Origin of the sequence: Hanstruepera ponticola, from assembly GCF_002940745.1 — a bacterium.
Lineage (GTDB): Bacteria > Bacteroidota > Bacteroidia > Flavobacteriales > Flavobacteriaceae > Hanstruepera > Hanstruepera ponticola.
Map to the genome: position 1 here is coordinate 204,344 of NZ_POTB01000002.1, position 23,807 is coordinate 228,150.

The window sequence follows — 23,807 nt, forward strand, 5'->3', positions numbered from 1 at the left end:
TGAAAATAAGTATTGTAAAACGTTTATGGCTCGTGAATTATGAATAATTATAAACAATTTATGTCAAAAAATTTATTCAATTGTTAAGGCCTTTATCAGGCCTACTCTAGTACTAATCCATATATAGTTGAAAACAGATTTAGTTTTATCGCGCTCAATATTAGTTTTTGTGACTTCTTTAAAGCTACTATTCCCATTCATACTATTTTTTGAAACAAACAGATTAAATACTTTTGATAGAATTTTGTTTTTATCCTTTCCGTTCTTTTTTAAAGCAACCACATCAAAATGTTTATATTTTACTTTAAAATCAATTTTTGATTCTTGTGAATTGCCACTAATTGTTAAATAAGTTTTATCAAGCTCACCTTCAAGACGCTTATTAAAATTTGGTACTGTAAAATCATTTAAATTGTCAGCTTGTAAATTACTCGCTTCAGCCTTAAATAAAAATAAATCAGATTGATTATTTACATCAAATTGCCACGTAGCCTGTAAAGGTGCATGATTCATGAAATTGGCATCTATTTCAATTATAGTTTGAACTGGTGATTTATAGGTATTACTAAAGTTTTGAACTGTTGCATTGAAATCTGAAAATGTAATAATTCCAGCCATATTATCCGCTCTTACTTTTTCTTCGTATTGGATATTAGCATTATTGATACTAATGGTGTCTAACTTCAAATGAAAATTTAAATCCCTTAACATTTCGCTGTATAAAGGTTTTATTCTTAAGTCATCATTAACCAATTTATCCCTATACACATTAATTGTAGAATTATAAACAGTTGTTTTTGTTGAAGCTACTAGAGAAATTGAATCTATCAATCTTTCAAAATTAAAATCTTTTAACCATACCGAATCAGCTTCTATATCATAATGGTCACGTTCATTGATAATAATACTTGACAGTTTTTCCTTTGCATACTTTGTTTTTAATCTAAAATCTCTAATTACACTAGTTTCTTTTTTAAATTCGGAGTTTTTAGTAGTCAAATTTTCAAAATCATTTAACCTGTAAAACAATTCTTCAAATTGAAAACTGTAATCTTCATATTCGAAGGGTACTTTTTTTATAAAAGTTTCTTTATCAAAATGTATATTTCTTAAAGTAAACTCTGAATTCTTTAAATCTAAAAGCAATGAATCAGTTTGTGTATCATAAGCCTGGAATGTTCCGTTTGAAATAACAAAATTTCTTACGTTAATGATTTTTTTTACTTCTATTGTTTTAGGTAAATTATATTCTTTTTTTGGTACAATCTCATTATGATAGTAAGTACCTATGGGCTCTACAATCTTGACATTGTTAACATCAATACAGTCGTTAAAAAGGTAATCCCAATAGTCTATTTTGTAAACTCCTAATTTTTTGAACGAAACGCTAAAACTTGTTTCGCTTGTCACCTTTCCAACCCTTAATATTTCGACATTATGCATCTCAACATAGTTTCTAAATAGACTTAAGTCCAAGACAGAATAGTTAAGATTCACAGAATCTGGCAATCTTTCTCGCAGTGCTGTTTCTAACTTGTTTTTAAGAGAATTTTGAGCAATAAAAATGCCAATTATTAAGATAATCAGTGTGCTAATGACAAATAGAAAAATTAGCTTTATCGCTCTATGCATACAATAAATATATCCATAATTTTTAAATATATTTACTTTAAATTTTATTAGAATGACTGAATTTACTGAAATATTAAGCCATATCACATGGTGGATGTGGGCCTTAATTGTACTTTTAATTGTTGCAATTCGCGATATATTTTTTCAAAAACGACATACTATAAGCCATAACTTTCCAATTATTGGTCACATTAGATATTTATTTGAAAGTATAGGTCCTGAAATTCGTCAGTATTTTGTTGCCAACAATAGAGAAGAACTTCCTTTTAATAGAATTGAAAGAAGCTGGATTTATGCTTCTGCAAAAAAGGAAAACAATTATGAAGGTTTTGGTACAGATAGAGATATCTATGCGCATCAGCACATTTTTATAAATAATGCGATGATGCCTTTCAAAATTGATAAAAATCATCCCAATTATCTTGACAAAACATTTTTGCCTTGTGCAAAAGTTATGGGATTACACAATAAACGCAAAAAACCCTATAGACCAGCATCTATTATAAATGTATCAGCAATGAGTTTTGGTTCTCTTTCTGCAAAAGCTATAGAATCATTAAATAAAGGCGTAAAAATGGCTCATGCCTATCACAACACGGGCGAAGGTGGTTTATCTCCTTACCACTGTAACGGTGGCGATGTGATTTTTCATTTTGGGACAGGTTATTTTGGCGTGCGTGATGAAAATGGTGATTTTTCAATAGAAAAACTGGTGGACATGGTAGAAAAAACACCTTATATCAGAGCTATTGAAATAAAATTATCACAAGGTGCCAAGCCTGGTAAAGGCGGTGTGCTTCCAGCTGCGAAAATAACTAAAGAAATTGCTAATATTAGACATGTACCACTTGGAAAAGATGTTCTTTCCCCACCCAATCATTCGGCATTTTCTAATGTTCCTGAAATGTTGGAGTTTATAGAAATTATCGCTGAAAAAACAGGACTTCCCGTTGGTATAAAAGCAGCTATTGGAAAACTAGATCAGTGGATAGAGCTTGCAGATTTAATGCTAAAAACTGGTAAGGGCCCTGATTTTATAACAATTGATGGTGGCGAAGGTGGTACTGGGGCAGCACCTCCAAGTTTTGCCGATCATGTTTCACTGCCATGGGTTTATGGCTTTAGTGATGTTTATAAGCTTTTTAAAGATAGAAACTTAACAGATCGTATAGTATTCATTGGCAGTGGTAAACTAGGTTTTCCTGCAAAAGCTGCTATGGCATTTGCTATGGGAGTAGATTGTATTAATGTTGCAAGAGAAGCCATGATGAGTATTGGGTGTATTCAAGCTCAAGTATGTCATACTAATAGATGCCCAAGTGGTGTTGCAACTCAAAGCAAATGGTTACAAAGTGGTATCAACATACCATTGAAATCAGAACGGCTGGCGCAATACTTCAAAACCTTTAGAAAAGAACTTATTGAAATAACTCATGCAGCAGGCTATGAACATCCTTGCCAATTTCAAATGAAAGATATTGACGTTAATGTAGATGACCACAATCTGTCTGAAGATTTAAATAAAACCTATATGTACGAAAAAACTGCAGTGCCTTTCAATGGTATTCAAGCATTAAAATCCTGCAGTTTTTTAGGCGGAAATCACAAATAAAAATGCTCCACTTAATTAAATTAAAGTGAAGCATTTTACATAAACAACTCTGAAAAAATATTAATTATTCTTTTATTATTTTCTTAACGATACTTCCTTGATCTGAAATAAGCTTTAAAAAGTAAACGCCTTGTGATAAATTTGACATATCAATAGTATTATTTGTATATGTTAGTTGACCATTCAATAAGGATTGACCTTTCACATTGATTAAATTAAAATTTAATTCTGTGGTGCTTGAAACCGTTACACTATTCTTTACAGGATTCGGAAAAACAATCATAGTAGTTAAGTCATTATCATCAACTGAAAGGCTTGAACACTCTTCACTATATTCTGTTTGCTCATCTATGTCAGTCCAATTAGCTCTACTATACTGTGGGTTGTCAACCTTTACACACGATAATTGCGGATTACTATAAGCACTAAAATTTCTAATAAATGTATTATTACCATTAGCCGCATTTAAATATTCCAAATCATTGTTTTCACACAACAACCTTCTCAAATAGAAGTTATTTGAAATGTCTAATTCAGAAATGTTATTATTAATGCAATTTAAATAATTCAATGACCCATTTGCTGATACGTCTAATTGAGACAAAGCGTTATTACCACACGATAAATGAGTTAATGCAGCATTGGTGCTTAAATTTAATTCTCCTAGAGGGTTATCATAACTATAAAGATGTCTGATATTTACATTATTTGTTAAATCTATTTCATCAATTTGATTATTAAAAAAAGATAAACTTTCCAGATTTAGATTTTGTGAAACGTCTAATCTTCTTAATTGGTTTTGACTACATGATAGCTGAAGTAATTCGGTATTTGAGCTAATGTTTAAATTACCCATGCGATTAGCGTCACAATTCAAATGTTGCAACTCAATGTTTTGTTGCAAGTTCAAGTTTGATATTTGATTATCATTACAAAACAGCTTTTTTAAGTTTCCATTAAAATTTAAGTTGATGTTATTTATTAAATTGTAAGAGCAATCTAAAAACTCCAAAAGACTATTATTATTAACCTGAAGACTCTCAAGAAAATTGTTTTGGCATTGTAATTCCTTAATCCAAGGATTATTACTCGTATCAATTTGTGCTAAATTGTTATTGTTACAGTTCAACTTCACCAAATGCGAATTACTGCTTAAATCTAATTCTTCAATTAAATTATCTGAACAATCCAGTTCCTCTAAAGCATATAATTCAGAAATGTTTAGTTCTGAAATAAAATTGGAGTGACATATCAAACTCACAAGATTATGACTACTTGGTAAAGTAATGTTACTAATTTGATTATAGTGACACCTTAAATCTGTTAAATTTACATTTGACGATAAATCTAAATGAGATAAATTGTTAGCACTGCAATTTAGAACTGTTAAAGAGGTGAATCCTTCAATACCTGTAAGATCTTGAATTCCCTTGCCATAAACATTTAAATAAGTTACAGTATTGATGTTAGCCGTTGGGACTTGATTGTCAAGTGGATAATCATCATAACCCAACTGGACTAAAGTTTCTTCAAAATGCGTGTCAGGAATAGCTGTATATTGAGCATATGACGATATTGCACATAATACAAAGGTTACACATAAATAACTGCGCTTAAACCTTGATACAGCACTACATAGTATAGCATAACTAAAGTAGGTCTTATTTTTCATTAGATTTGGGGTTACTAATTTTAAAATAGTTGACTATTGGGTGCTAATATACAAAAAACACTCTATGAAATGCATATTTTTTCGATAAAATGCATTTTGATTTTCTATAATGCTGTTTTTCAAATACTTAAAAATCATTGAAAATCATTAAAATAAAGGCGATTTTACAAACTTATCGCTTGATTTTGTTTAAAATAAAAAACAGACTATGTTTGCTTATGAAAATATAAATTATGGAAACTGAACAGATTATTGGATTATTTTTATATGCTATTCCAGCTCTTATAACTGGTTTAATCGCTTATTACTTTTTTAAGGAACACACAAAAAATGAAGACGGTAGAAGACGTTTTTTATTACAAAAAGATTTGCAAGTAAACGCCATGCCACTACGGTTGCAAGCCTATGAACGTATGGCTCTTTTTTTAGAGCGAATTACACCATCAAAATTACTAATACGAGTAAGTCCAATTAATTCTGATAAAGACACTTACGAGTCTTTACTTATACAAACAATTGATCAGGAGTTTGAGCATAATTTATCCCAGCAAATATATTTAAGTGACGAATGTTGGAACATTATAACAGCAGCCAAAAATGCTACTATTCAACTCATTAGAAAAGCGAGTCTTTTAGAAAAAACAGATTCCGCCAATAAACTACGTGAAGTTGTTTTAACTGAAATGATGGAAAAAAGAGCACCTAGCGATGCTGCATTATCTTACATAAAACAAGAGGTTAGCGAGATGTGGTAATCAAATTATGCTTTGCTTTGGCATAATCATAACCCTGTTGCCACCATTTCACCATTAACCGTTTACTAAAAATCAAAGAATTTTCCGTCAATGATGTTGGGGTGTAATAAATATTCAACTTAACACCCTTGTTTTTTGCAGCCAACTTACCAATAATTATATCGTTACGCTCCACTTGATCCAGAAGATGCCCAAATAAATTCAATAATAACGAAAAGGGATTTTTACCCAACACCTTGTTGTGCTCCATATTTTCAGCCTCCAAAACCACAGCATCAATTTCTGTAGCACCACGTAAAATTGCTTCTCTAATAGGCACTACACATCCCAAACCACCATCGGCGTATTCATATCCATCCACTTTAGCAATTGACATGAAGGGTATATAATTACAGGAAATCCAAATCCAATTACAAAATTCTTCATAACTACAATCTTTAATGGACTTATACTCTACTCTATTTTTGGAAAGATTAGAAACCGTTACCACTAAATCATGCTTGGTTTTTTTTATAGAATTATACTCTTCTAAAGTAAAATTTCGTCTAATATTACGTCTTAAAGCCTTGCTCTCGCCAAACGTCCGCTTTAATCTAATAAATTGCCATAGCGAATTTATAAAATCAATTGACACATATTCTCTATTACCTTTTTTGCGCTGCACAAAAGGGCTCACACTAAAAATATCATGTTGTTGAACATTCGTAAAAAGGTTATACAATTTCGGAATATTGTTAACCGCCAAATGCGGAACAAGCAAACTCCCCGTTGAAGTCCCTAAAAACATATCATAAACCCTGCCTTGATCTTCCATCAAATATTGAGCAACGCCACCCGCATACGCTCCTTTACTTCCTCCTCCAGAAATCACTAATGCTCGCATACTAGTTTTTAGATTTTATTAGATTTATTTTACCCTGATACCTCACATCATTTGACAAGGCATCTAGCAAATCTTTAGAAAACGATTTAAATCGCCAATTAAAGTGTTTTGAAGCCTCATAAAGATTCTCAAGAGCGACATCATTAAAAATATCCAGTGCTTGCAAACAAGAAAAGGCGTTTTGCCTAACCTCAAACCCAAAATCACTTGAAGTGTAACTCACCAGTTCATCAAAAAAATGCTGCTTTCTATCATTTTGGTAGTCTGGAGTCACAAAGGCCAAAACCAACCATAGTTGACGAACATTTTTGTCACTGAAACCTTGAACATCTTTCATTTTATCTAAATACGAAGCCCTACCTTCAGGAAAGTTGAGCCATAGATTATACAAAGCTGCTTCTTGTGTCACATATGATGCGTCATCTAAAAGCGACTCATATTGAGCCTTAAGACTCCCGGGAATATTAACCACAGATTTTGCAATGGCCTGCCTTACTTTTATACCATCATTAAAAACATCAATTGTAATTCTTTCTGGGACTTGCGCTACGATTTTTGATTTAGCTTCAGCAGAAAGCGGTGCCGATAAGTAATAATCACATTTTGAATTTTTAGCCTCACAATCAGCCATCAAATACTCTTGAATAAATACAGATTTTTCGAGACTTGCCATTGCCTTGTTGTAAGGAAATGTTTCTGCCTCTAACCATTCAGCAACAAAACCATTTAATGACTCACCATGCAATTGCTCTACTTCTTTAAAAAAATCTGATGTTTCAACATTTTGATATTGATATTTATTCAAATAATTTTTAACAGCCTGCTTAAAAATAGCTTCTCCAACCAATTCTTTTAAGGCATGCAAAACCCAGGCACCACGTTTATAAAATGTTGTACTACTGGATTTAGGATTAAGCAATGAGGTTCCTAGACCACGGTTATCTTGATCAAATAACTCCTGCGCATATTCAAACAATCGCCAATAATAGTAATTATTATCAAACACCTGTCGTTCAGTCAATAACGCATAATAAGTTGCAAAACCCTCTTGTAACCAATGATGCGCTCCCGAAGTCTCCGTTACCAGATTACCAAACCATTGATGTGCTAATTCATGCGCATTAACATTTACGTAATTTCTATCGTTAAAACCTATATAATCAACCACAAAAGCATCTGAAAAAATGGTGAGACTCGTATTTTCCATACCTGCATACAAAAAATCATGTACAGGAACTTGCTTGTAATTTTGCCAAGGATAAGGTACTCCTATTTCCTCTTCTAAAAAATCAAACATCTGCTTTGTATAACGATATGTAGGTTCTACTTTTAGTGAATCTTCAGGATAATAATACATTTCCAATGGAACGCCAGAGTTGGAAGTCTCTACTGTTTTATCGTACTTACCAATTGCCAATGCCACTAGGTAGCTAGACATAGGTTTTTCCATGTCATAATGCCATTTAGTCGAAATCTCTCCCACTTCTTTTTCAATAAGATTACCATTAGCAATAACTTCAAAATCATTGTCAAAAGTTATCGCTAAATCAAATTCTATTTTATCATTCATATCATCAATACTCGGTAACCAATGACTCGTGTATTTACCTTGACCTTGTGTCCAAATTTGATTTGGCGCATTATTCTCCCAACCTACAAAATAAAGAGATTGTTTAGGTTCAACAACCCAATTTATGAGGAGTCTATAGTGCTTACCAGCCTTGAACGCTTCTCTAACAATAATTTGTTTGCCATTATATTCAGGAATCTTCACTTTAGAATTATTTAACGAAATAACACAGCGTTTGAAATCTACAGCATCGACAAAGACCGAATCAACATCCTTCAAAATATCAAACTCATAAATTATTTCACCACCTATAAGATTTTCCTTAATATCAATTTCAAAAATATTTGTTTTAGCAGATATAAAATCCACATAATCTATCTGTTGCGAAAAAGTCACGTAAGTAAAGCAAAGAAAAAGTAGGCTAAAAAGTGTTCTCATAGTATTTATTTACGCAAAGATTAGTCCAAAATACAAAAATTTGCATTTCTCGAATTGCCTGAAATAAGTTAATTTCGCTATTGTGAGTACTAATCTTCAAACACCAATAGATTATCTAAAAGGCGTAGGCCCAAATCGCGCAGATTTACTACGCAAAGAGCTCGGCATTCACACCTATCAAGATTTAATTAATCTATTTCCTAATCGGTATTTAGATCGAACGAAGTATTATAAAATCAATGAATTACAGCGTAATACTGCCGAAGTTCAAATTATTGGGAAAATTATCAAGTTTGAAGAAATCGCACAAAAACGCGGCAAACGACTTGTGGCTACGTTTCAGGATGATACAGGCCAAATGGAATTGGTGTGGTTTCGAGGACATAAATGGATTAGGGAAAACCTCAAACTCAATACCGAATACGTGGTTTTCGGGAAGACCAATTGGTTTAATGGTAAGTTTTCCATGCCTCACCCAGATATGGAATTACTCAAAGATCATCAAACTAGTATTCAGTCGGCCATGCAAGCCATTTACCCTTCCACTGAAAAGCTAACTAATAAAGGCATTAGCAATCGTGTTGTTCTTAAAATCATGCAACAATTGTTTACAGAAACTAAAGGACGATTTAGCGAAACCTTATCGCCAGAGTTATTAGAAAATCAGAAATTAATATCAAAAAGTGAAGCACTTTTTAATATTCATTTTCCTCAAAATCAAGAGTTACTTTCAAAGGCTCAATATCGTCTAAAATTTGAAGAACTATTCTACATTCAATTACAGCTCATTCTTAAAAATCTCATTCATAAATCTAAAATTAAGGGCTTTCCATTTTCTCAAGTTGGTGATTATTTCAACTCATTTTTTTCACAACATTTACCATTCGAATTAACCCATGCACAAAAACGTGTTTTAAAAGAAATAAGACAGGATTTAGGCAGTAACGCTCAAATGAATCGACTATTGCAAGGCGATGTTGGCTCCGGGAAGACCATTGTAGCCTTCATGTCAATGCTCATAGGACTTGACAATGGTTTTCAAGCTTGCTTAATGGCTCCGACTGAAATTTTGTCAGTACAACACTATAACGGATTACATGATTGGTGTAATAAACTGAATATCAGTATAAAAATACTAACAGGGTCAAGTAACACTTTAGAAAGAAGAGAAATTCATGAGAATTTAGAATATGGCAATTTACAGATACTTATTGGCACACACGCCCTACTCGAGGATGTCGTAAAATTCAAAAATTTAGGTCTGGCAATTATTGACGAGCAGCATCGTTTTGGAGTAGCACAGCGAAGTAAATTATGGCATAAAAACACCTCACCGCCGCACATTTTAGTCATGACGGCTACACCTATTCCAAGAACTTTAGCTATGTCTGTTTATGGCGATTTAGATATTTCAATAATTGATGAATTACCTCCTGGGCGACAGCCTGTAAAAACTGTACATCGCTATGATAAAAACAGACTAAAGGTATTCCGGTTTATTAGAGACGAAATAGAAAAAGGACGACAAATTTATATCGTTTACCCACTGATACAAGAAAGCGAAAAAATGGATTATAAGGATTTAATGGATGGTTATGCCAGTATTGAACGTGATTTCCCTAAACCAAAATACCAAATATCCATTGTACATGGCAAAATGAAAGCTGCGGATAAGGACTATGAAATGCAACGTTTCGTAAAGGGCGAAACCCAAATCATGGTAGCAACTACTGTAATTGAAGTTGGTGTTAACGTCCCAAATGCATCGGTTATGATAATTGAAAGTGCTGAACGCTTTGGTCTTTCGCAATTACACCAATTGCGAGGTCGGGTTGGTCGTGGAGCTGAACAAAGCTATTGTATACTTATGACCAGCCATAAATTGAGTAACGACAGTAAAGTAAGAATAGAAACTATGGTGCGGACTCATGATGGATTTGAAATTGCAGAGGTGGATTTACGTTTACGTGGGCCTGGTGATATTATGGGTACCCAACAAAGTGGTGTGCTTAATTTAAAAATAGCAGATTTATTAAAAGATACTGACATCTTGAAATCGGCGCGGTATTGGGCAAAACAGATATTGCTCAAAGATCCAAACCTCTCCTCACCTAGGAATCAAGCTATTTTAAAAACGTACAAGCAGATGAGTAAGTATCGTAATATTTGGAACTATATCAGTTAAAAAAGCTCAACCATATGGCTGAGCTTTTAATACAAAACTATTAGTGATTAGATTGATGACACTATAATGCACCTAATTCTTTTAGGTGTTTTTCTGAATTAGCCTTAACATTAGCCGGCGGGTTCATTGAGAGTGACTTTTTAAAGTTTTTAATAGCTTTTTGGTTTTCACCCATATTCTTGTAACATTCTCCAAGACTATCATATCCATTGGGATCATCAGGATGTCTTTCGATATTTTCTTTAAAAAAGGCAACAGCGCGCTCATAATCTTTGGCATTCATCATCTGATAGCCTAAAGCATTTAACTGTTGTTTGTTTGCCATACCCGATGCTTCATCCATAAGTGCAGCATATTCATCGGTCCGACCAAGTTTGTTTAAAATCTGACCTTTGATAGCCAAATTATTAAACGTTTTTTGGCTATAAAAATTGCCAGAAATTGCACCATCAATCCAGCCCAGTGCTTCATTTAGGTCTCCTCCATTATTAAGCGCATAAGCTGCAGCCTGCTCCCAATTTTGACGATTGAAACCGAATTGACCATTCGATTTTGCTCGAAATTCATCCAATACAACATCAGTGACATCGACGGCAATTTTGAAGGGAAATTCTTTGTCTCCCCAAACTAATGACGCTATGGCATCGTTCGTATTTACAGTATTAAACTCAAATGTAAGTAGTTCATGATGTTGAGCTTTTTTAGTTGAAATATTCGCACGAAGTGCATCACGCTTCTGATCATAATAAAAACTACCCCAAGCCTGATTATCCTTAGAGAGAATAAGTGTAGCTTCGTTATTTGGTTTAACTTCAAAAAAAAGCGCATAAGTACCTGCCTTAATGGGCTTGCCTTCTACATAGGCATCATGACTAAATGTAATGGTTGTGTTTTCATTTGCACCTGCCCGCCATGGCGCTGCAGTAGCCGTTCCAAAACCTAAATTATTCATACCATAAGGCACTAATGATCCCCAAATTTCTCGACCATTAACGCTAGGTCTAGAATAGGTAATACTGATATCAGTAATTCCAACACGCTGGGTAACTGTAGCAAGCTGACTACCGCGTGGCGTGTTTAATTGTGCTTGAGCCGAAGTACTATATACTAATAAAAGTAAAACGACATAAAAGTTGATTTTTTTCATAATACATTGAATTAATTAGTTGTTATGAAGTTAGACACAAATCAAAGGCCTAGTTGTTAGTATTCTGTTAATTAACACTAATCAACTGTTAATTAACGCTTTATTAAGAAGTTATTTTTTTGCTGAATCCAAAATAATAATGTACTTTTGTCTAACTTTATAAAAATAAAGTTGAACAAAACTATTATGGGAAAGAAAAAAAATATATCAAAAAAAGACATCATTTCATTCTATATGGAATATGTTCTAGAAAACCACAAAAAACCGGAATCAGTATATGCATTTGCAAAAGCTTATAATTTCGAAGAAACGCTCTTCTATAAGCATTACGGGACTTTAAACGCTATTGAACCTGAAATTTTCACTGAATTTTTCAATAGCACCATCCAGGTCTTAAATGCGAGTAAAGACTATTTAGAATATGATGCCAGACATAAATTGTTAAGTTTTTATTATACCTTTTTTGAGAATTTAACTGCTAACAGAAGTTATGTATTAATGGCGCTTTCAGAACATAAGAATAGTCTCAAAAGCATGAAACTATTATCACCATTAAAAAAGGCATTTACGATTTACATTCAACAATTAAAAATTGAACTTATACAGACTAACCAAGAGCAAATAGATAAAATTCAAGAGGCTGGATTAAAAGAAAGTGCTTGGATTCAAATGCTATTAACACTTAAGTTTTGGATGGACGATTCATCGCCTAGCTTTGAAAAGACGGATGTATTTATTGAAAAATCTGTAAATACAACATTTGATTTACTTGATGTCACACCTCTAAAGAGTCTGATTGACTTTGGAAAATTTATTTTCAAAGAAAAAATTAAAATGCCCTAAACATAAGCTATGAAAACTATAGATAAAATTCCGACATCCAAACTACAACGAGCCTCTAAACTAGTTTCTACCGGAGCCAAGGTTGGTGTAAATTACCTAAAATACTATGGAGATAAAATAACCAAGTCAGAAATTGAAGCCAAAGAACGATTAAATGAAAATAACGCTTCGGATATTTATGATGGTTTAAAACAACTAAAAGGAAGTGCCTTGAAAGTCGCTCAAATGTTGAGTATGGAAAAAAGTATCATGCCACGTGCTTACGTGGAAAAATTCTCATTAGCACAATTTTCGGTACCACCACTCTCTCCGCCTCTAGTTGTAAAAACATTCAAAAAATATTTTGGAAAACACCCAAATGCGTTATTTGATACCTTTAATGCTACATCAGTTAATGCCGCCAGTATTGGTCAAGTACATATGGCTGAAAAAGATGGTAAAACATTAGCCGTAAAAATTCAATATCCTGGTGTTGCAGAAAGTATTTCTTCTGATCTAGCTATGGTAAAGCCAATCGCTATGAGCATGTTTAACATTAAAGGAGATGGATCTGATAAATATTTTAAAGAAGTTGAAAGCAAATTAATTGAAGAAACCAATTACATACTTGAATTACAGCAAAGCGAAGAAATAGCTGAAGCCTGCAAACATATACCCAATTTAAAATTTCCAAAGTATTATAAACAGTGGTCATCTGAACGTATCATAACTATGGACTACATGAAAGGTGAGCATTTATCTGAGTTCACCTCTTATAATCAGAACCAAGATTTGTCAAATAAAATTGGTCAAGCGCTTTGGGATTTTTATATGTATCAAATTCATAAATTAAAAAAAGTTCATGCCGATCCACATCCTGGTAATTTTTTAATCTCAAAGGAAGGCGATTTGATCGTTCTCGATTTTGGGTGTATGAAAACCATTCCAGATGAATTTTATAAACCTTATTTTGAACTGGCCGATAAAGAAAACATTTCGAATAAAGCGCGTTTCACCGAAAAAATGTATGAACTAGAAATATTAAGACCCGACGATAGTCCCGAGGAAATTGCTTTTTTCACCGAAATGTTTCATGACATGTTAAGCTTGTTTACGCAACCATTACATGAGGCCGTTTTTGATTTTTCAAACGCGCATTTTTTTGGAAAAATTGCGGATTTAGGAGAGAAATACTCGAAAAACACACAACTGCGTAAAATGAATGGTAACAGAGGTTCGAAACATTTTATCTATATGAATAGGTCCTTTTTTGGTCTATACAATCTCATGTTTGATTTAAAAGCTCAAAATATTAAAATAAAAAACATTGGATTTTAGAATACTATGACGGCAAGAGAATTGGATAGAGTGATTGAAATGGCCTGGGAAGATCGAACGCCTTTTGAAGCCATAAAATTTCAATTTAATTTAGTTGAATCTGATGTCATCAAAATCATGCGTAAAGAACTGAAGCCAAGTTCTTTTAAATTATGGCGAAAACGCGTGAACAGTGGTATAAGTCAAAAGCATTTAAAAAAACGAAATGATTCCATAACTCGTTTTAAGTGTTCTCGCCAACGGTCTATTTCTAATAACAAGATTTCAAAAAGATAGATTTCCCGACAGACATAACAGCTATCCAATCATGTATTGAAGGTATTGACCCCATTCAATATGCAGCCACAAGAAACTATAAAGATGGCCGACTTACGTATTTAAGTCCTTATATCTCGAGAGGGGTAATTTCAACATCATATGTGTTTAACTATCTGAAATCGCTAAATATTTCTTGGTCTTCTTCAGAGAAACTCATTCAAGAATTGGCTTGGCGAGATTACTGGCAACTCGCTTGGAATACTAAAGGTGATACTATTTTTAGAGATTTAAAACACGTACAAAACCCTGTATCCAATTATCAGATTTCAAGGGCTGTTGTTAGTGCCAATACAGGTATAATAGAAATAGACCACGCCATAGAACGCTTGTTTGAAACAGGCTATATGCATAATCATATGCGTATGTATGTCGCCTCCTTATGTTGTAATTTGGCACAATCCCATTGGCTTAAACCTTCTCAATGGCTGTATTACCATTTATTAGATGGTGATTTAGCAAGTAACAGCTTAAGCTGGCAATGGGTCGCTGGCACGAACGCCAATAAGAAATACTATGCTAATCAAGATAACATCAACAAATACTTTTATAGCAATCAACAAAACACGTTTTTAGATGTTAGTTATGAAAACATTTTAAATCTTGATGTTCCCAAAGTTTTAACAGAAACCACAAGGTTAGAGCTTCATACTAGTCTCCCTCAAATTGAACATCCAAGCTTAAAGTCAAACCAAAAAACACTGATTTACAATTATTATAATTTAGATCCTTTTTGGCGAAAAGATGAGGACGCTCAACGTATCCTGCTTCTTGAACCACGACTGTTTGATGCATATCCTGTAAGTAATCCATGCATAGAATTTGTAATTAATTTATCAAAAAACATATCTGGTATTAAAATCATGGTTGGTAGCTTTGAGGAACTACTAGAACGTGTTGATGACCACAATATTTTTTATAAAGAACATCCAACAAACGCCCATTACAAAGGAAACAAAGACCCTAGAGACTGGATGACCAAAGAGACTACATCATATCAATCCTTTTTTGCCTTTTGGAAACATGCAAAAAAAGAACTTAAATCTAAATGGCAGGAATAACATTGTAATTACCCTATGAGAATAAACGATACTGATATTACTAATTTAGAACGCAAGTTCAGGCTAAACCTTATAAATTCTATTACTGGCATTAAGCCAGCCAATTTAATAGGAACACGAGCACTAGACGGCACGGATAACGTTGCCATTTTTTCTTCGGTGGTGCATTTGGGATCACATCCTGCACAACTAGGATTTATAATGCGTCCGCAAAACCCAATTAGTCCCAAAGACACCTATGCCAACATTTTGGAAACTAAATACTACACCATTAACAGTATATCTGAAACCTTTACAAAAAAAGCGCATTACACATCAGCAAAACTTGAGAAACACCATTCTGAATTTGATGCTATGCACATTGACAAATCATTTATAGATAATTTTCATGCGCCTTTTGTGACGCAAAGCCCGATAAAAATTGGCATGAAACATCTAGAAAGTATTCCATTGCCTAATGGCTGTATCTTTGTTATTGGTTCTGTTGTTTTATTAGATGTTCCAGATGAAACTATTAATGAATTAGGTCAAATTGATTTAGCTAGCACGCAATCTGCTGGTATTTCAGGTCTTAATAGTTATTATAGACTTCGTAATTTAGCAACCTATCCTTATGTTCGCACGAATGAATTGCCTGATTTCGAATGAAAAAAAGCGAGCTACCATCTAAAATATGTCTGACTTGCCAACGGCCTTTTAACTGGCGTAAAAAATGGCAAAAGGACTGGGAACAGGTTAAATATTGTAGTCAAAAATGTAGAAAACATAAACCATGAAAGCAGTCAATATTCTTTTTCCTAATCAGCTTTTTTTAAAGTCTCCTTTATTAGATAATGATTACCCGATATATCTTGTTGAAGAATATTTGTTTTTTTCACAATATGCTTTCCATAAACAAAAAATTGCCTTTCATAGGGCAAGCATGCTTTATTACAATGATTTTTTAGAGAATAAAAATAAAGAGGTTGTTTATATTGATGCTACAGACGACAATTCGGATATCCGAAAATTAATAGCTACTCTCATTAAACAAGGCACTACTGAAATACATATTATTGAGCCAGTTGATAATTGGCTCGAAAAACACATACATTCCGCACTAAACGATTGCGAATTAGTTAGTTACAACAACCCCTTATTCATAAATACTAAATCTGATTTAAAACACTTTTTTAAACCCGAAAAAAAGTCCTTTTCCCAGACCACCTTTTACAAACAACAGCGTAAAAAACGGAATATTTTAATAGATGATGACGACAATCCAGAAGGTGGTAAATGGACATATGATACAGAAAACAGAAAAAAATATCCAAAAGACAAAACACCTCCAAACATTCATTATCCGGAATCTTCTAGCTATTGGGAAAAGGCAGTAATGTATACGCAAACACATTTTAAAAAAAATCCGGGCAACATTTCCAAACAACGCTTATACCCTATTACACACGAGGAATCATTAAATTGGCTGCAACAGTTTTTAGAATATCGTTTTTATGACTTTGGTATTTATGAAGATGCCATTGTAAAAGCGGAGATTTTTTTAAACCACAGTGTTTTAACACCCATGCTTAATGTGGGTTTGATTTCACCGCACACTATCATTGATAAAACCTTACAATTTAGTCAAGAAGAAAACATCCCTATAAACTCTACCGAAGGTTTTATCAGGCAAATTATAGGTTGGCGAGAATTTATGAGAGGTATGTATGAACTTAAAGGTTCTTTTGCAAGAACTAAAAACTTTTGGAGTTTTAAACGCCGCATTCCAAAGTCCTTTTACGAGGGCTCTACAGGTATTGAACCAGTTGACGACACTATAAAAAAAATCTTAAAAACAGGTTACTGCCACCATATTGAACGCTTGATGATATTAGGAAATTTTATGCTTTTATGCGAGTTTCATCCCGATGCCGTTTACCAATGGTTTATGGAATTGTTCATTGATGCCTATGATTGGGTTATGGTACCTAATGTGTATAGCATGAGCCAATTTGCCGATGGTGGCACCTTTGCCACTAAACCATATTTGTCCAGTTCAAACTATATAAAAAAAATGAGCAATTATAGTGGTGGTAGTAAATGGGAAACCATTTGGGATGGGCTTTTTTGGCGATTTGTACATGAACATCAAAAGGTATTTGAATCAAACCCAAGAACCAGTATGATGTACCACAATCTCAAAAGACTCTCAGATGATAAAAAAGAAGCCCATTTTAAAGCAGCCAATGACTTTCTAGATAGTTTATAAATATTGGTAATTACGTACAAGTCCGTATTGAAATTGTGGATTGAAAAAACTAAATTCGCTTATTAGTGAATACAAAGCCTTATTTAAAAAACTTGACTAATGATTAGTTTATGAAAATTATTTTAGCTCTTTTTTTGATGTTTGGAGGTAATTTTGTTTTATCGCAAACTTATCACTTTGATCTAATTTCAATTTATAAAACGAATTATAATAATGAAATCGTTGAACAGGTCGTATTATCTAATTCGGATAATCAGTCCTATTTTTTAAGTTTGTATAAAAAGAATGCATATTTGTTTGATACAAAAAATAGATTCCGACATAACTTTAAAGTAAAAAATAAGAAAGATACTAAACCTACTTTAGTTTATAAAAACTCTTTTCAATTATCTGAAGAACCAAGAGCAAATTACGATTTCAAATTTGAAACTATAAAAGAAGATAGTATTTCCAAAACTTTTAAAATGATTCCTTTTATTAACAATAAAATTATTGAAACTTTTTATATTGAACTGACTGCAAAAAAAACAGACAAAAATTTATTTCCTCTTTACCGATTTAGTTGTATGCATCTTTTTGAAACACGAGATGATATCGATTTAAACGAAAATATAATTATTGTTAGCTCAAAAGTTATTGGAGAAAGCAAAAGAGAGTTTAAATTAGTTTCATTACAAGAATATGATTTTATAATAAGTTTTGATTAGACAAGAGATTTTGATACCAACATAATAAGCGTAATAAAAATTACTCTGCTAATAATTCCCCAACAAACCCCTCAAATTCTGATGTAAATTGAGTGTATTTTTCTCCCGTAGCTGGACCGTTAAAACCTGTATGTATTTTACGTACTTCGCCTTTTTTATCAATAAAAATAGTTGTTGGATAACTCAATACATGGTTGAGCATGGGCAGTTTTTCTTGCGCTTTAGATTTACTTGACGTACCATATTGAGCTAACAGAATGGGATAATCTATATCTAAACGGTCTTTTAATCGGTTGATATTTCTAAAGGCTTTTTCTTCGGTTTTTACATATTCAAAGGCTAGTGCTACAATTTCTAATCCTTTATCCTTGTGCTGTTTGTAAAAATCTGTGAAATACTTGCTTTCATCAAGGCAATTTGGACACCAGGTTCCCATAATTTGGACTAAAACCACCTTATCCTTAAAACGGTCATCCTCCAAGGATACTGTATTACCAGCTGCATCGGAAAAACTAAAACTAACTTTATCAAACCCTTCCTTTAAATAGGTTAACCCTTCAGCATCAGGTAATTCATAATTTGCATTGCGCTTGGCAACAAATGGTTCCTGCCAGTGATTTCCTGAATAAAAAATGCCTGTCATGGTCGAATCGGTTACCGTGGCTGTAAATAAAAAGGCGTGAGCGCCATCAAACGTAGAGAGTTTAAGCTCATTACCAGTAACTACACCTTCTAAAAAACGATAATCACCAGTAGTTGTCTCAAATGTTCCAGTAACGGTGTTTCCTTTTTGCTTAAAACTACCTTTGGCTATATAACGGTCTGCTTCAGAATTTGGGCTAAACACAGTTTCCCAGTTTCCAGTAACATCAAATTGCGCCTTTACCTCATCTGGAAATCGCGTTTCACTTAACATGGCACGAAAAGGCACAAAGCGGTTTAAATCGGCTTTAACAAAAGTTCCATTTAGCGATTGATCATCAAGAATTTTTGCAACCATATACCCTTGAAAAACCGGTGTTTTTATATAGACCGAGTCGTTTTCATAAGAAATTTCATCTACCACTATTTCTTCATCAGCATTATAAATTTTTGCGGTATTGGGCGTTAGTACTTCCATGATGAATGGAAGCTGAACGTTTTCTGCAACATCAAGAGAAATACGATATGTCCCTTTAGTTAAAGTGTTAGCCTCGTTGTTTGACACTAATTTGCTATCATTTTTACAAGAAACTACACCTATTGCTAATAGGCAAATGAATAGATACCTCATGCTATTTTTGATTTTAATCGAAGAAACAAAAAATATTTACAACAAAAAAAGGTGCTAAACATATTAACACCTTTTGACTTGTTGATTTTTGTAACTATTAATTATCAGAATCTAAAGATTCGTGCTTTTCTTTAATTAATTTACGCTGATTTTCCAATGCTTGTCTTGCATCCTTTAGTTCTTTTTCGGCAGTAGAGATTTTAGCTTCTTTAATAGCTAATTCATCAGCTGTCATTGTTGATTTATTTGCTTCCAATCGCTCTCTGGCCATTTTAATTCTCACACTGCTTTCTTCAATTGTTGCTTCAGCTGCACGTGTTTCATTGTAAGCTTCATAAAGTTTTTTCTTGGATAAAGCTGCACGCTCTTGACCAAATTCTTTACCTTCTAGCTCACCTTTATTTTTTCCATAAGCTTTGCCATTGTTAACTCTAGATTGCTCATAAGCTATACGCTTTTTCTCAATCATGGCGCGTTCTTCGGCAGTAGTAGCTTCGGCTTTAGATTTTTTGAACATTTCTTGCATTTTAGCATCTTGTGCAACATCTGCTTCCATTTGTTTTTCAAGTTTTTGGTTTTGCGCTTTATCTTTAAGCGGCTTCACCTTTTCTTGAGCTTTTACAGTATTACCAACAAACGCTACCAGTAGCACTGCGAATAATATGCTTTTAAAATTCTTCATAATTCATTTTTTAGTTCTTAAATAGTATCGAGTTCTTTTAAGGCACTCTCTAATTCCTTCACTTCTTTATCCAATTCTTCTGAAGCTTCCTGCAAATCACTTTCTGGGTTTTTACCATCAGTCTCATTTACAGACTCTTCTTGTTGTATTTCAGTTTCAACGGTTTCTTCAACCTCTTTAGTATCCCTACAAGACCAAAAGCCTAGAGCTACTAATATTATTAAAAATTTAGAAAATTGCTTCATGTTAATTTATTGTTGCAATAAAATTACAATTTTTATGGCAATGTTTGAATGCTAGTAGCAATATTTTATCTTTGCACACTTAAATAGCATCTATACATGAAGATTTCTCTTAATTGGATCAAGCAATTTATTAAAACTGATTGGAATACCGAACAAATTAGTGAACTTTTAACGGATTTAGGTCTTGAGGTAGAAGGTGTTACACCATTTCAATCAATAAAAGGTGCTTTAGAAGGTATCGTGGTTGGCGAAGTTTTAACCTGTGAACAGCATACTAATGCCGATCGTTTAAAGGTCACTACCGTAAATATTGGCACTGATGAAACACTTCAAATTGTATGTGGTGCACCAAATGTAGCTGCTGGTCAGAAAGTTTTGGTTGCAACTATAGGAACCACTCTCTATACTGCTGAAGGTGAGGCATGGAAAATAAAAAAAGGAAAAATTCGAGGCGAAGAAAGCCATGGGATGATTTGTGCCGAAGATGAATTAGGACTTGGAACTTCTCACGATGGTATTTTAGTACTAGACTCAAAAACCAAGGTCGGAACTTTAGGTTCAGAACTTTATGACGTAGAGAATGATACTGTTTATGAAATTGGCTTAACACCCAACAGAGCTGACGCTATGAGTCACTATGGTGTTGCTCGCGATTTAAAAGCTGGATTATTACAAAAAGATATTAATTTAGAATTAATAACGCCATCAGTAAGTGCTTTTCATGTTGACAATAGAGCCCTTAAAATTGATGTTGAAGTTAAAAATAAAAATTTAGCACCACGTTATTGTGGTGTAACCATTTCGGGTTTAAAAGTTGGCGAGTCGCCTGCCTGGATTCAAAATAGATTGAAAGCCATTGGTCTAGCTCCTATTAATAATGTAGTTGATATTACTAATTATGTTTTACATGAATTAGGACAACCACTTCACGCTTTTGATGCAGCTAAAATAACAGGTAATAAAATTGAGGTCAAAACTTTAAAAGCAGGGACTAAATTTACAACGCTTGACGGTATTGAACGTGAGTTACATGAGGATGACCTGATGATATGTAATGCTGAAAGTCCTATGTGCATAGCTGGTGTTTTTGGCGGATTGGATTCTGGCGTTACAGAAGAAACTACCAGCATTTTCCTTGAAAGCGCTTATTTTGATCCTGTTAGCATTCGAAAAACAGCTAAAAGACATGCTTTAAACACCGATGCCTCGTTCCGATTTGAACGTGGTATTGACCCTAATATCACCGAATACGCCTTAAAACGTGCTGCGTTATTAATTGAAGAATTAACTGGTGGTGAGATTACTAGTGATATTGTAGATATATATCCCAATAAAATTGAAGACTTTCAAGTACGCTTAAGTTTTGAAAATGCTAAAAAATTGATTGGAGAAGAAATCCCACGTGAAGTTATAAAACGCATTTTGATGTCATTAGACATAAAAATCAATAACGTGACTGAAACGGGTTTGGGACTCACCGTTCCCTCATTTAGAAATGATGTACAACGCGAAGCAGATGTTATTGAGGAAATTTTACGTGTTTATGGTTATAATAATATTAATACAACCGAAAAATTAAATGCGTCTATTTCAAATACATCGCGATTTGAAGATTACAAATTACAGAATATTGTTGGCAACCAATTGGCTTCACAGGGTTTTTATGAAACCATGACAAACTCCTTGACTACTCCAGAATATGTGAGTTTAGATGCTGATTTAAATCCAGAGCACAATGTAGAAATGCTCAATCCGTTGAGTAATGATTTAAGTGTTTTAAGACAATCTATGTTGTTTTCTGGATTAGAAAGTGTACGTCATAATATTAACAGAAAACGAGACAATTTAAAATTGTTTGAGTTTGGTAAAACCTACCACACCTACCAAGATAAACGTGAAGAGCCAAAACATTTAGCGCTTTTTGTTACTGGCAACAGGCAAACCGAGCGCTGGAACACTCCTGTACAGCCGAGTGATTTTTATTATTTAAAAGGAACTGTTGAATCTCTCATTTCTAGATTGGGAATCTTAAATATAAAAGCCGCACCCATAACCTCCAATGTGTTTAGTGAAGGCTTGAAACTATCCCAAAAAAAGACGGTACTTGTAGAGTTTGGATTGGTAAAAAAATCTATTCTAAAACATTTTGGTATTTCTCAAAATGTGCTTTTTGCAAATATTAACTGGGATAATATGGTAACTCTGGCAAAAACCAATAAAGTTACTTTTAAAAGCATTCCTAAATACCCTGAAGTACGTCGAGATTTTGCATTATTGTTGGATGACTCTGTATCATTTGCCGAAATTGATGCCATTGCTAATCAAACAGAAAAGAACTTACTAAAAGACGTAAATCTATTTGATGTATATGAAGGAAAAAACTTGCCTGCCGGCAAAAAGAGTTACGCAGTGAGTTTTACGTTACAAGACGAGAACAAAACACTTACCGATAAGCAAATTGATAAAATCATGAATAAACTTCAAGCTAATTTTGAGAAACAACTTGGTGCGGAATTAAGATAAAAAACTAACTTATTATAAATGAAAAAAGCCTCGAATAATCGAGGCTTTTGTTTTTCAATAAGTTTAAAATATATATTATAATACTTTAACGTTTACTGCGTTCATTCCTTTTCTACCTTCTGTAAGATCGAATTCTACTGCATCACCTTCACGAACTTCGTCGATCAATCCAGAAATGTGAACAAAATGTTCTTTGTTTGTGTCATCTTCTACGATAAATCCAAATCCTTTAGAATCGTTGAAGAATTTTACTGTTCCTTTACTCATTGTAATAATTTAAAAATTTTAATAAAGCACAAATATAGTCGAATAAAATTATATACACGTTTTTTTACGGTTATTTTTTAATTATCGCCCTCTCAACCGATTATAAAAATATATAAAGTGCAGATAAATTGTCTATAATTTTCGTATCTTTAGTAGAAAGCAAACTACAATAACATGGATTCAAATTATAGAAAAATATATACCGGAAGTTTTATCGTTGCGCAACTCATTGTGGACAAATTGGATGCCCTTGGCATTACTGCTATAGTTAAGGATGAAACTGAATCTGCCAGACTAGCTGGTTTTGGATCTTCGGTTCCTGGTTATCAGGATATTTATGTCAATGCTGATGAGTTAGCAAATGCTCTACCTGTTGTTGAGAGTGTAAAATCTGAATTGGAAGCATAAAAAAACCTTGAAGCCTGCTCCAAG

22 protein-coding genes are annotated in these 23,807 nt (G+C 33.3%); 13 read left to right on the plus strand and 9 right to left on the minus strand.

Annotated elements, in window-relative coordinates; all coding sequences use genetic code 11:
* Nucleotides 1–72: 72 nt before the first annotated feature.
* On the minus strand, nt 73–1,476 hold the full coding sequence (locus C1S72_RS12410) for a DUF748 domain-containing protein (protein ID WP_162919983.1): 1,404 nt from the start codon (nt 1,474–1,476) through the stop codon (nt 73–75).
* A 208-nt stretch (nt 1,477–1,684) separates the two neighbouring features.
* Between C1S72_RS12410 and C1S72_RS12415 the strand changes: the two genes are divergently transcribed.
* On the plus strand, nt 1,685–3,244 hold the full coding sequence (locus tag C1S72_RS12415) for an FMN-binding glutamate synthase family protein (protein WP_104736045.1): 1,560 nt from the start codon (nt 1,685–1,687) through the stop codon (nt 3,242–3,244).
* A gap of 64 nt (nt 3,245–3,308) precedes the next feature.
* On the opposite strand, the gene C1S72_RS12420 is transcribed toward C1S72_RS12415, so the two are convergent.
* Complete coding sequence (locus C1S72_RS12420) at nt 3,309–4,916, minus strand: T9SS type A sorting domain-containing protein (RefSeq protein ID WP_104736046.1); 1,608 nt, start codon at nt 4,914–4,916, stop codon at nt 3,309–3,311.
* A 233-nt stretch (nt 4,917–5,149) separates the two neighbouring features.
* On the opposite strand from C1S72_RS12420, the gene C1S72_RS12425 reads away from it, so the two are divergent.
* Nucleotides 5,150–5,671 carry a DUF7935 family protein gene (locus C1S72_RS12425; RefSeq protein ID WP_104736047.1) on the plus strand — a complete coding sequence of 174 codons (522 nt, stop codon included), beginning with the start codon at nt 5,150–5,152 and terminating at the stop codon, nt 5,669–5,671.
* Here C1S72_RS12425 and C1S72_RS12430 read toward each other — a convergent pair.
* Both C1S72_RS12430 and C1S72_RS12435 read right to left on the minus strand, forming a co-directional pair.
* Complete coding sequence (locus C1S72_RS12430) at nt 5,655–6,554, minus strand: patatin-like phospholipase family protein (protein ID WP_104736048.1); 900 nt, start codon at nt 6,552–6,554, stop codon at nt 5,655–5,657. The two genes, C1S72_RS12425 and C1S72_RS12430, sit on opposite strands and share 17 nt — an antisense overlap.
* A 1-nt stretch (nt 6,555) precedes the next feature.
* On the minus strand, nt 6,556–8,562 hold the full coding sequence (locus C1S72_RS12435; RefSeq protein WP_104736049.1) for a M1 family metallopeptidase: 2,007 nt from the start codon (nt 8,560–8,562) through the stop codon (nt 6,556–6,558).
* An 82-nt stretch (nt 8,563–8,644) separates the two neighbouring features.
* On the opposite strand from C1S72_RS12435, the gene recG reads away from it, so the two are divergent.
* A complete protein-coding gene (recG, locus tag C1S72_RS12440; protein WP_104736050.1) occupies nt 8,645–10,747 on the plus strand; it encodes an ATP-dependent DNA helicase RecG in 2,103 nt (700 codons plus the stop codon).
* Between the two features lie 61 nt (nt 10,748–10,808).
* On the opposite strand, the gene C1S72_RS12445 is transcribed toward recG, so the two are convergent.
* The gene (locus tag C1S72_RS12445; RefSeq protein WP_230401647.1) at nt 10,809–11,894 is read right to left on the minus strand and encodes a DUF2911 domain-containing protein; all 1,086 of its coding nucleotides are present in this window, start codon (nt 11,892–11,894) and stop codon (nt 10,809–10,811) included.
* A 186-nt stretch (nt 11,895–12,080) separates the two neighbouring features.
* On the opposite strand from C1S72_RS12445, the gene C1S72_RS12450 reads away from it, so the two are divergent.
* The 8 genes from C1S72_RS12450 (at nt 12,081) to C1S72_RS12485 (ending at nt 18,385) form a co-directional block, all read left to right on the plus strand.
* Nucleotides 12,081–12,737 (plus strand): TetR family transcriptional regulator C-terminal domain-containing protein, encoded by a 657-nt coding sequence (locus C1S72_RS12450; protein WP_104736052.1) that lies wholly within the window; start codon nt 12,081–12,083, stop codon nt 12,735–12,737.
* A 9-nt stretch (nt 12,738–12,746) separates the two neighbouring features.
* Nucleotides 12,747–14,054, plus strand: a complete 1,308-nt coding sequence (locus C1S72_RS12455) for an ABC1 kinase family protein (protein ID WP_104736053.1) — start codon at nt 12,747–12,749, stop codon at nt 14,052–14,054.
* Nucleotides 14,055–14,060: 6 nt separating this feature from the next.
* Nucleotides 14,061–14,330: a TIGR03643 family protein gene (locus C1S72_RS12460; protein ID WP_104736054.1), complete on the plus strand. Its 270-nt coding sequence runs from the start codon at nt 14,061–14,063 to the stop codon at nt 14,328–14,330.
* Nucleotides 14,331–14,473: 143 nt separating this feature from the next.
* On the plus strand, nt 14,474–15,430 hold the full coding sequence (locus C1S72_RS12465; RefSeq protein WP_230401648.1) for an FAD-binding domain-containing protein: 957 nt from the start codon (nt 14,474–14,476) through the stop codon (nt 15,428–15,430).
* A gap of 15 nt (nt 15,431–15,445) precedes the next feature.
* Nucleotides 15,446–16,078, plus strand: a complete 633-nt coding sequence (locus C1S72_RS12470) for a flavin reductase family protein (protein ID WP_104736056.1) — start codon at nt 15,446–15,448, stop codon at nt 16,076–16,078.
* Nucleotides 16,075–16,206 carry a DUF2256 domain-containing protein gene (locus C1S72_RS12475; protein ID WP_104736057.1) on the plus strand — a complete coding sequence of 44 codons (132 nt, stop codon included), beginning with the start codon at nt 16,075–16,077 and terminating at the stop codon, nt 16,204–16,206. The genes C1S72_RS12470 and C1S72_RS12475 overlap by 4 nt, the downstream gene beginning before the upstream one ends.
* Nucleotides 16,203–17,678 (plus strand): cryptochrome/photolyase family protein, encoded by a 1,476-nt coding sequence (locus C1S72_RS12480; RefSeq protein WP_104736058.1) that lies wholly within the window; start codon nt 16,203–16,205, stop codon nt 17,676–17,678. The genes C1S72_RS12475 and C1S72_RS12480 overlap by 4 nt, the downstream gene beginning before the upstream one ends.
* 110 nt (nt 17,679–17,788) lie before the next feature.
* On the plus strand, nt 17,789–18,385 hold the full coding sequence (locus C1S72_RS12485; RefSeq protein WP_104736059.1) for a hypothetical protein: 597 nt from the start codon (nt 17,789–17,791) through the stop codon (nt 18,383–18,385).
* Between the two features lie 40 nt (nt 18,386–18,425).
* Here the strand turns inward: C1S72_RS12485 and C1S72_RS12490 are convergent, their stop codons facing one another.
* The 3 genes from C1S72_RS12490 to C1S72_RS12500 all read right to left on the minus strand — a co-directional run bounded on the left by C1S72_RS12490 (nt 18,426) and on the right by C1S72_RS12500 (nt 20,585).
* Nucleotides 18,426–19,658 carry a peroxiredoxin family protein gene (locus C1S72_RS12490; RefSeq protein ID WP_104736060.1) on the minus strand — a complete coding sequence of 411 codons (1,233 nt, stop codon included), beginning with the start codon at nt 19,656–19,658 and terminating at the stop codon, nt 18,426–18,428.
* A gap of 97 nt (nt 19,659–19,755) precedes the next feature.
* A complete protein-coding gene (locus C1S72_RS12495) occupies nt 19,756–20,340 on the minus strand; it encodes a hypothetical protein (protein WP_104736061.1) in 585 nt (194 codons plus the stop codon).
* Between the two features lie 17 nt (nt 20,341–20,357).
* A complete protein-coding gene (locus C1S72_RS12500) occupies nt 20,358–20,585 on the minus strand; it encodes a hypothetical protein (protein WP_104736062.1) in 228 nt (75 codons plus the stop codon).
* 96 nt (nt 20,586–20,681) lie between these two features.
* Between C1S72_RS12500 and pheT the strand changes: the two genes are divergently transcribed.
* A complete protein-coding gene (gene pheT / locus C1S72_RS12505; protein WP_104736063.1) occupies nt 20,682–23,108 on the plus strand; it encodes a phenylalanine--tRNA ligase subunit beta in 2,427 nt (808 codons plus the stop codon).
* A gap of 75 nt (nt 23,109–23,183) precedes the next feature.
* Here the strand turns inward: pheT and C1S72_RS12510 are convergent, their stop codons facing one another.
* The gene (locus C1S72_RS12510) at nt 23,184–23,375 is read right to left on the minus strand and encodes a cold-shock protein (RefSeq protein WP_104736064.1); all 192 of its coding nucleotides are present in this window, start codon (nt 23,373–23,375) and stop codon (nt 23,184–23,186) included.
* Between the two features lie 174 nt (nt 23,376–23,549).
* Here C1S72_RS12510 and C1S72_RS12515 point away from each other — a divergent pair, with 174 nt between their 5' ends.
* Nucleotides 23,550–23,783 carry a putative signal transducing protein gene (locus C1S72_RS12515; RefSeq protein ID WP_104736065.1) on the plus strand — a complete coding sequence of 78 codons (234 nt, stop codon included), beginning with the start codon at nt 23,550–23,552 and terminating at the stop codon, nt 23,781–23,783.
* Nucleotides 23,784–23,807: the final 24 nt, after the last annotated feature.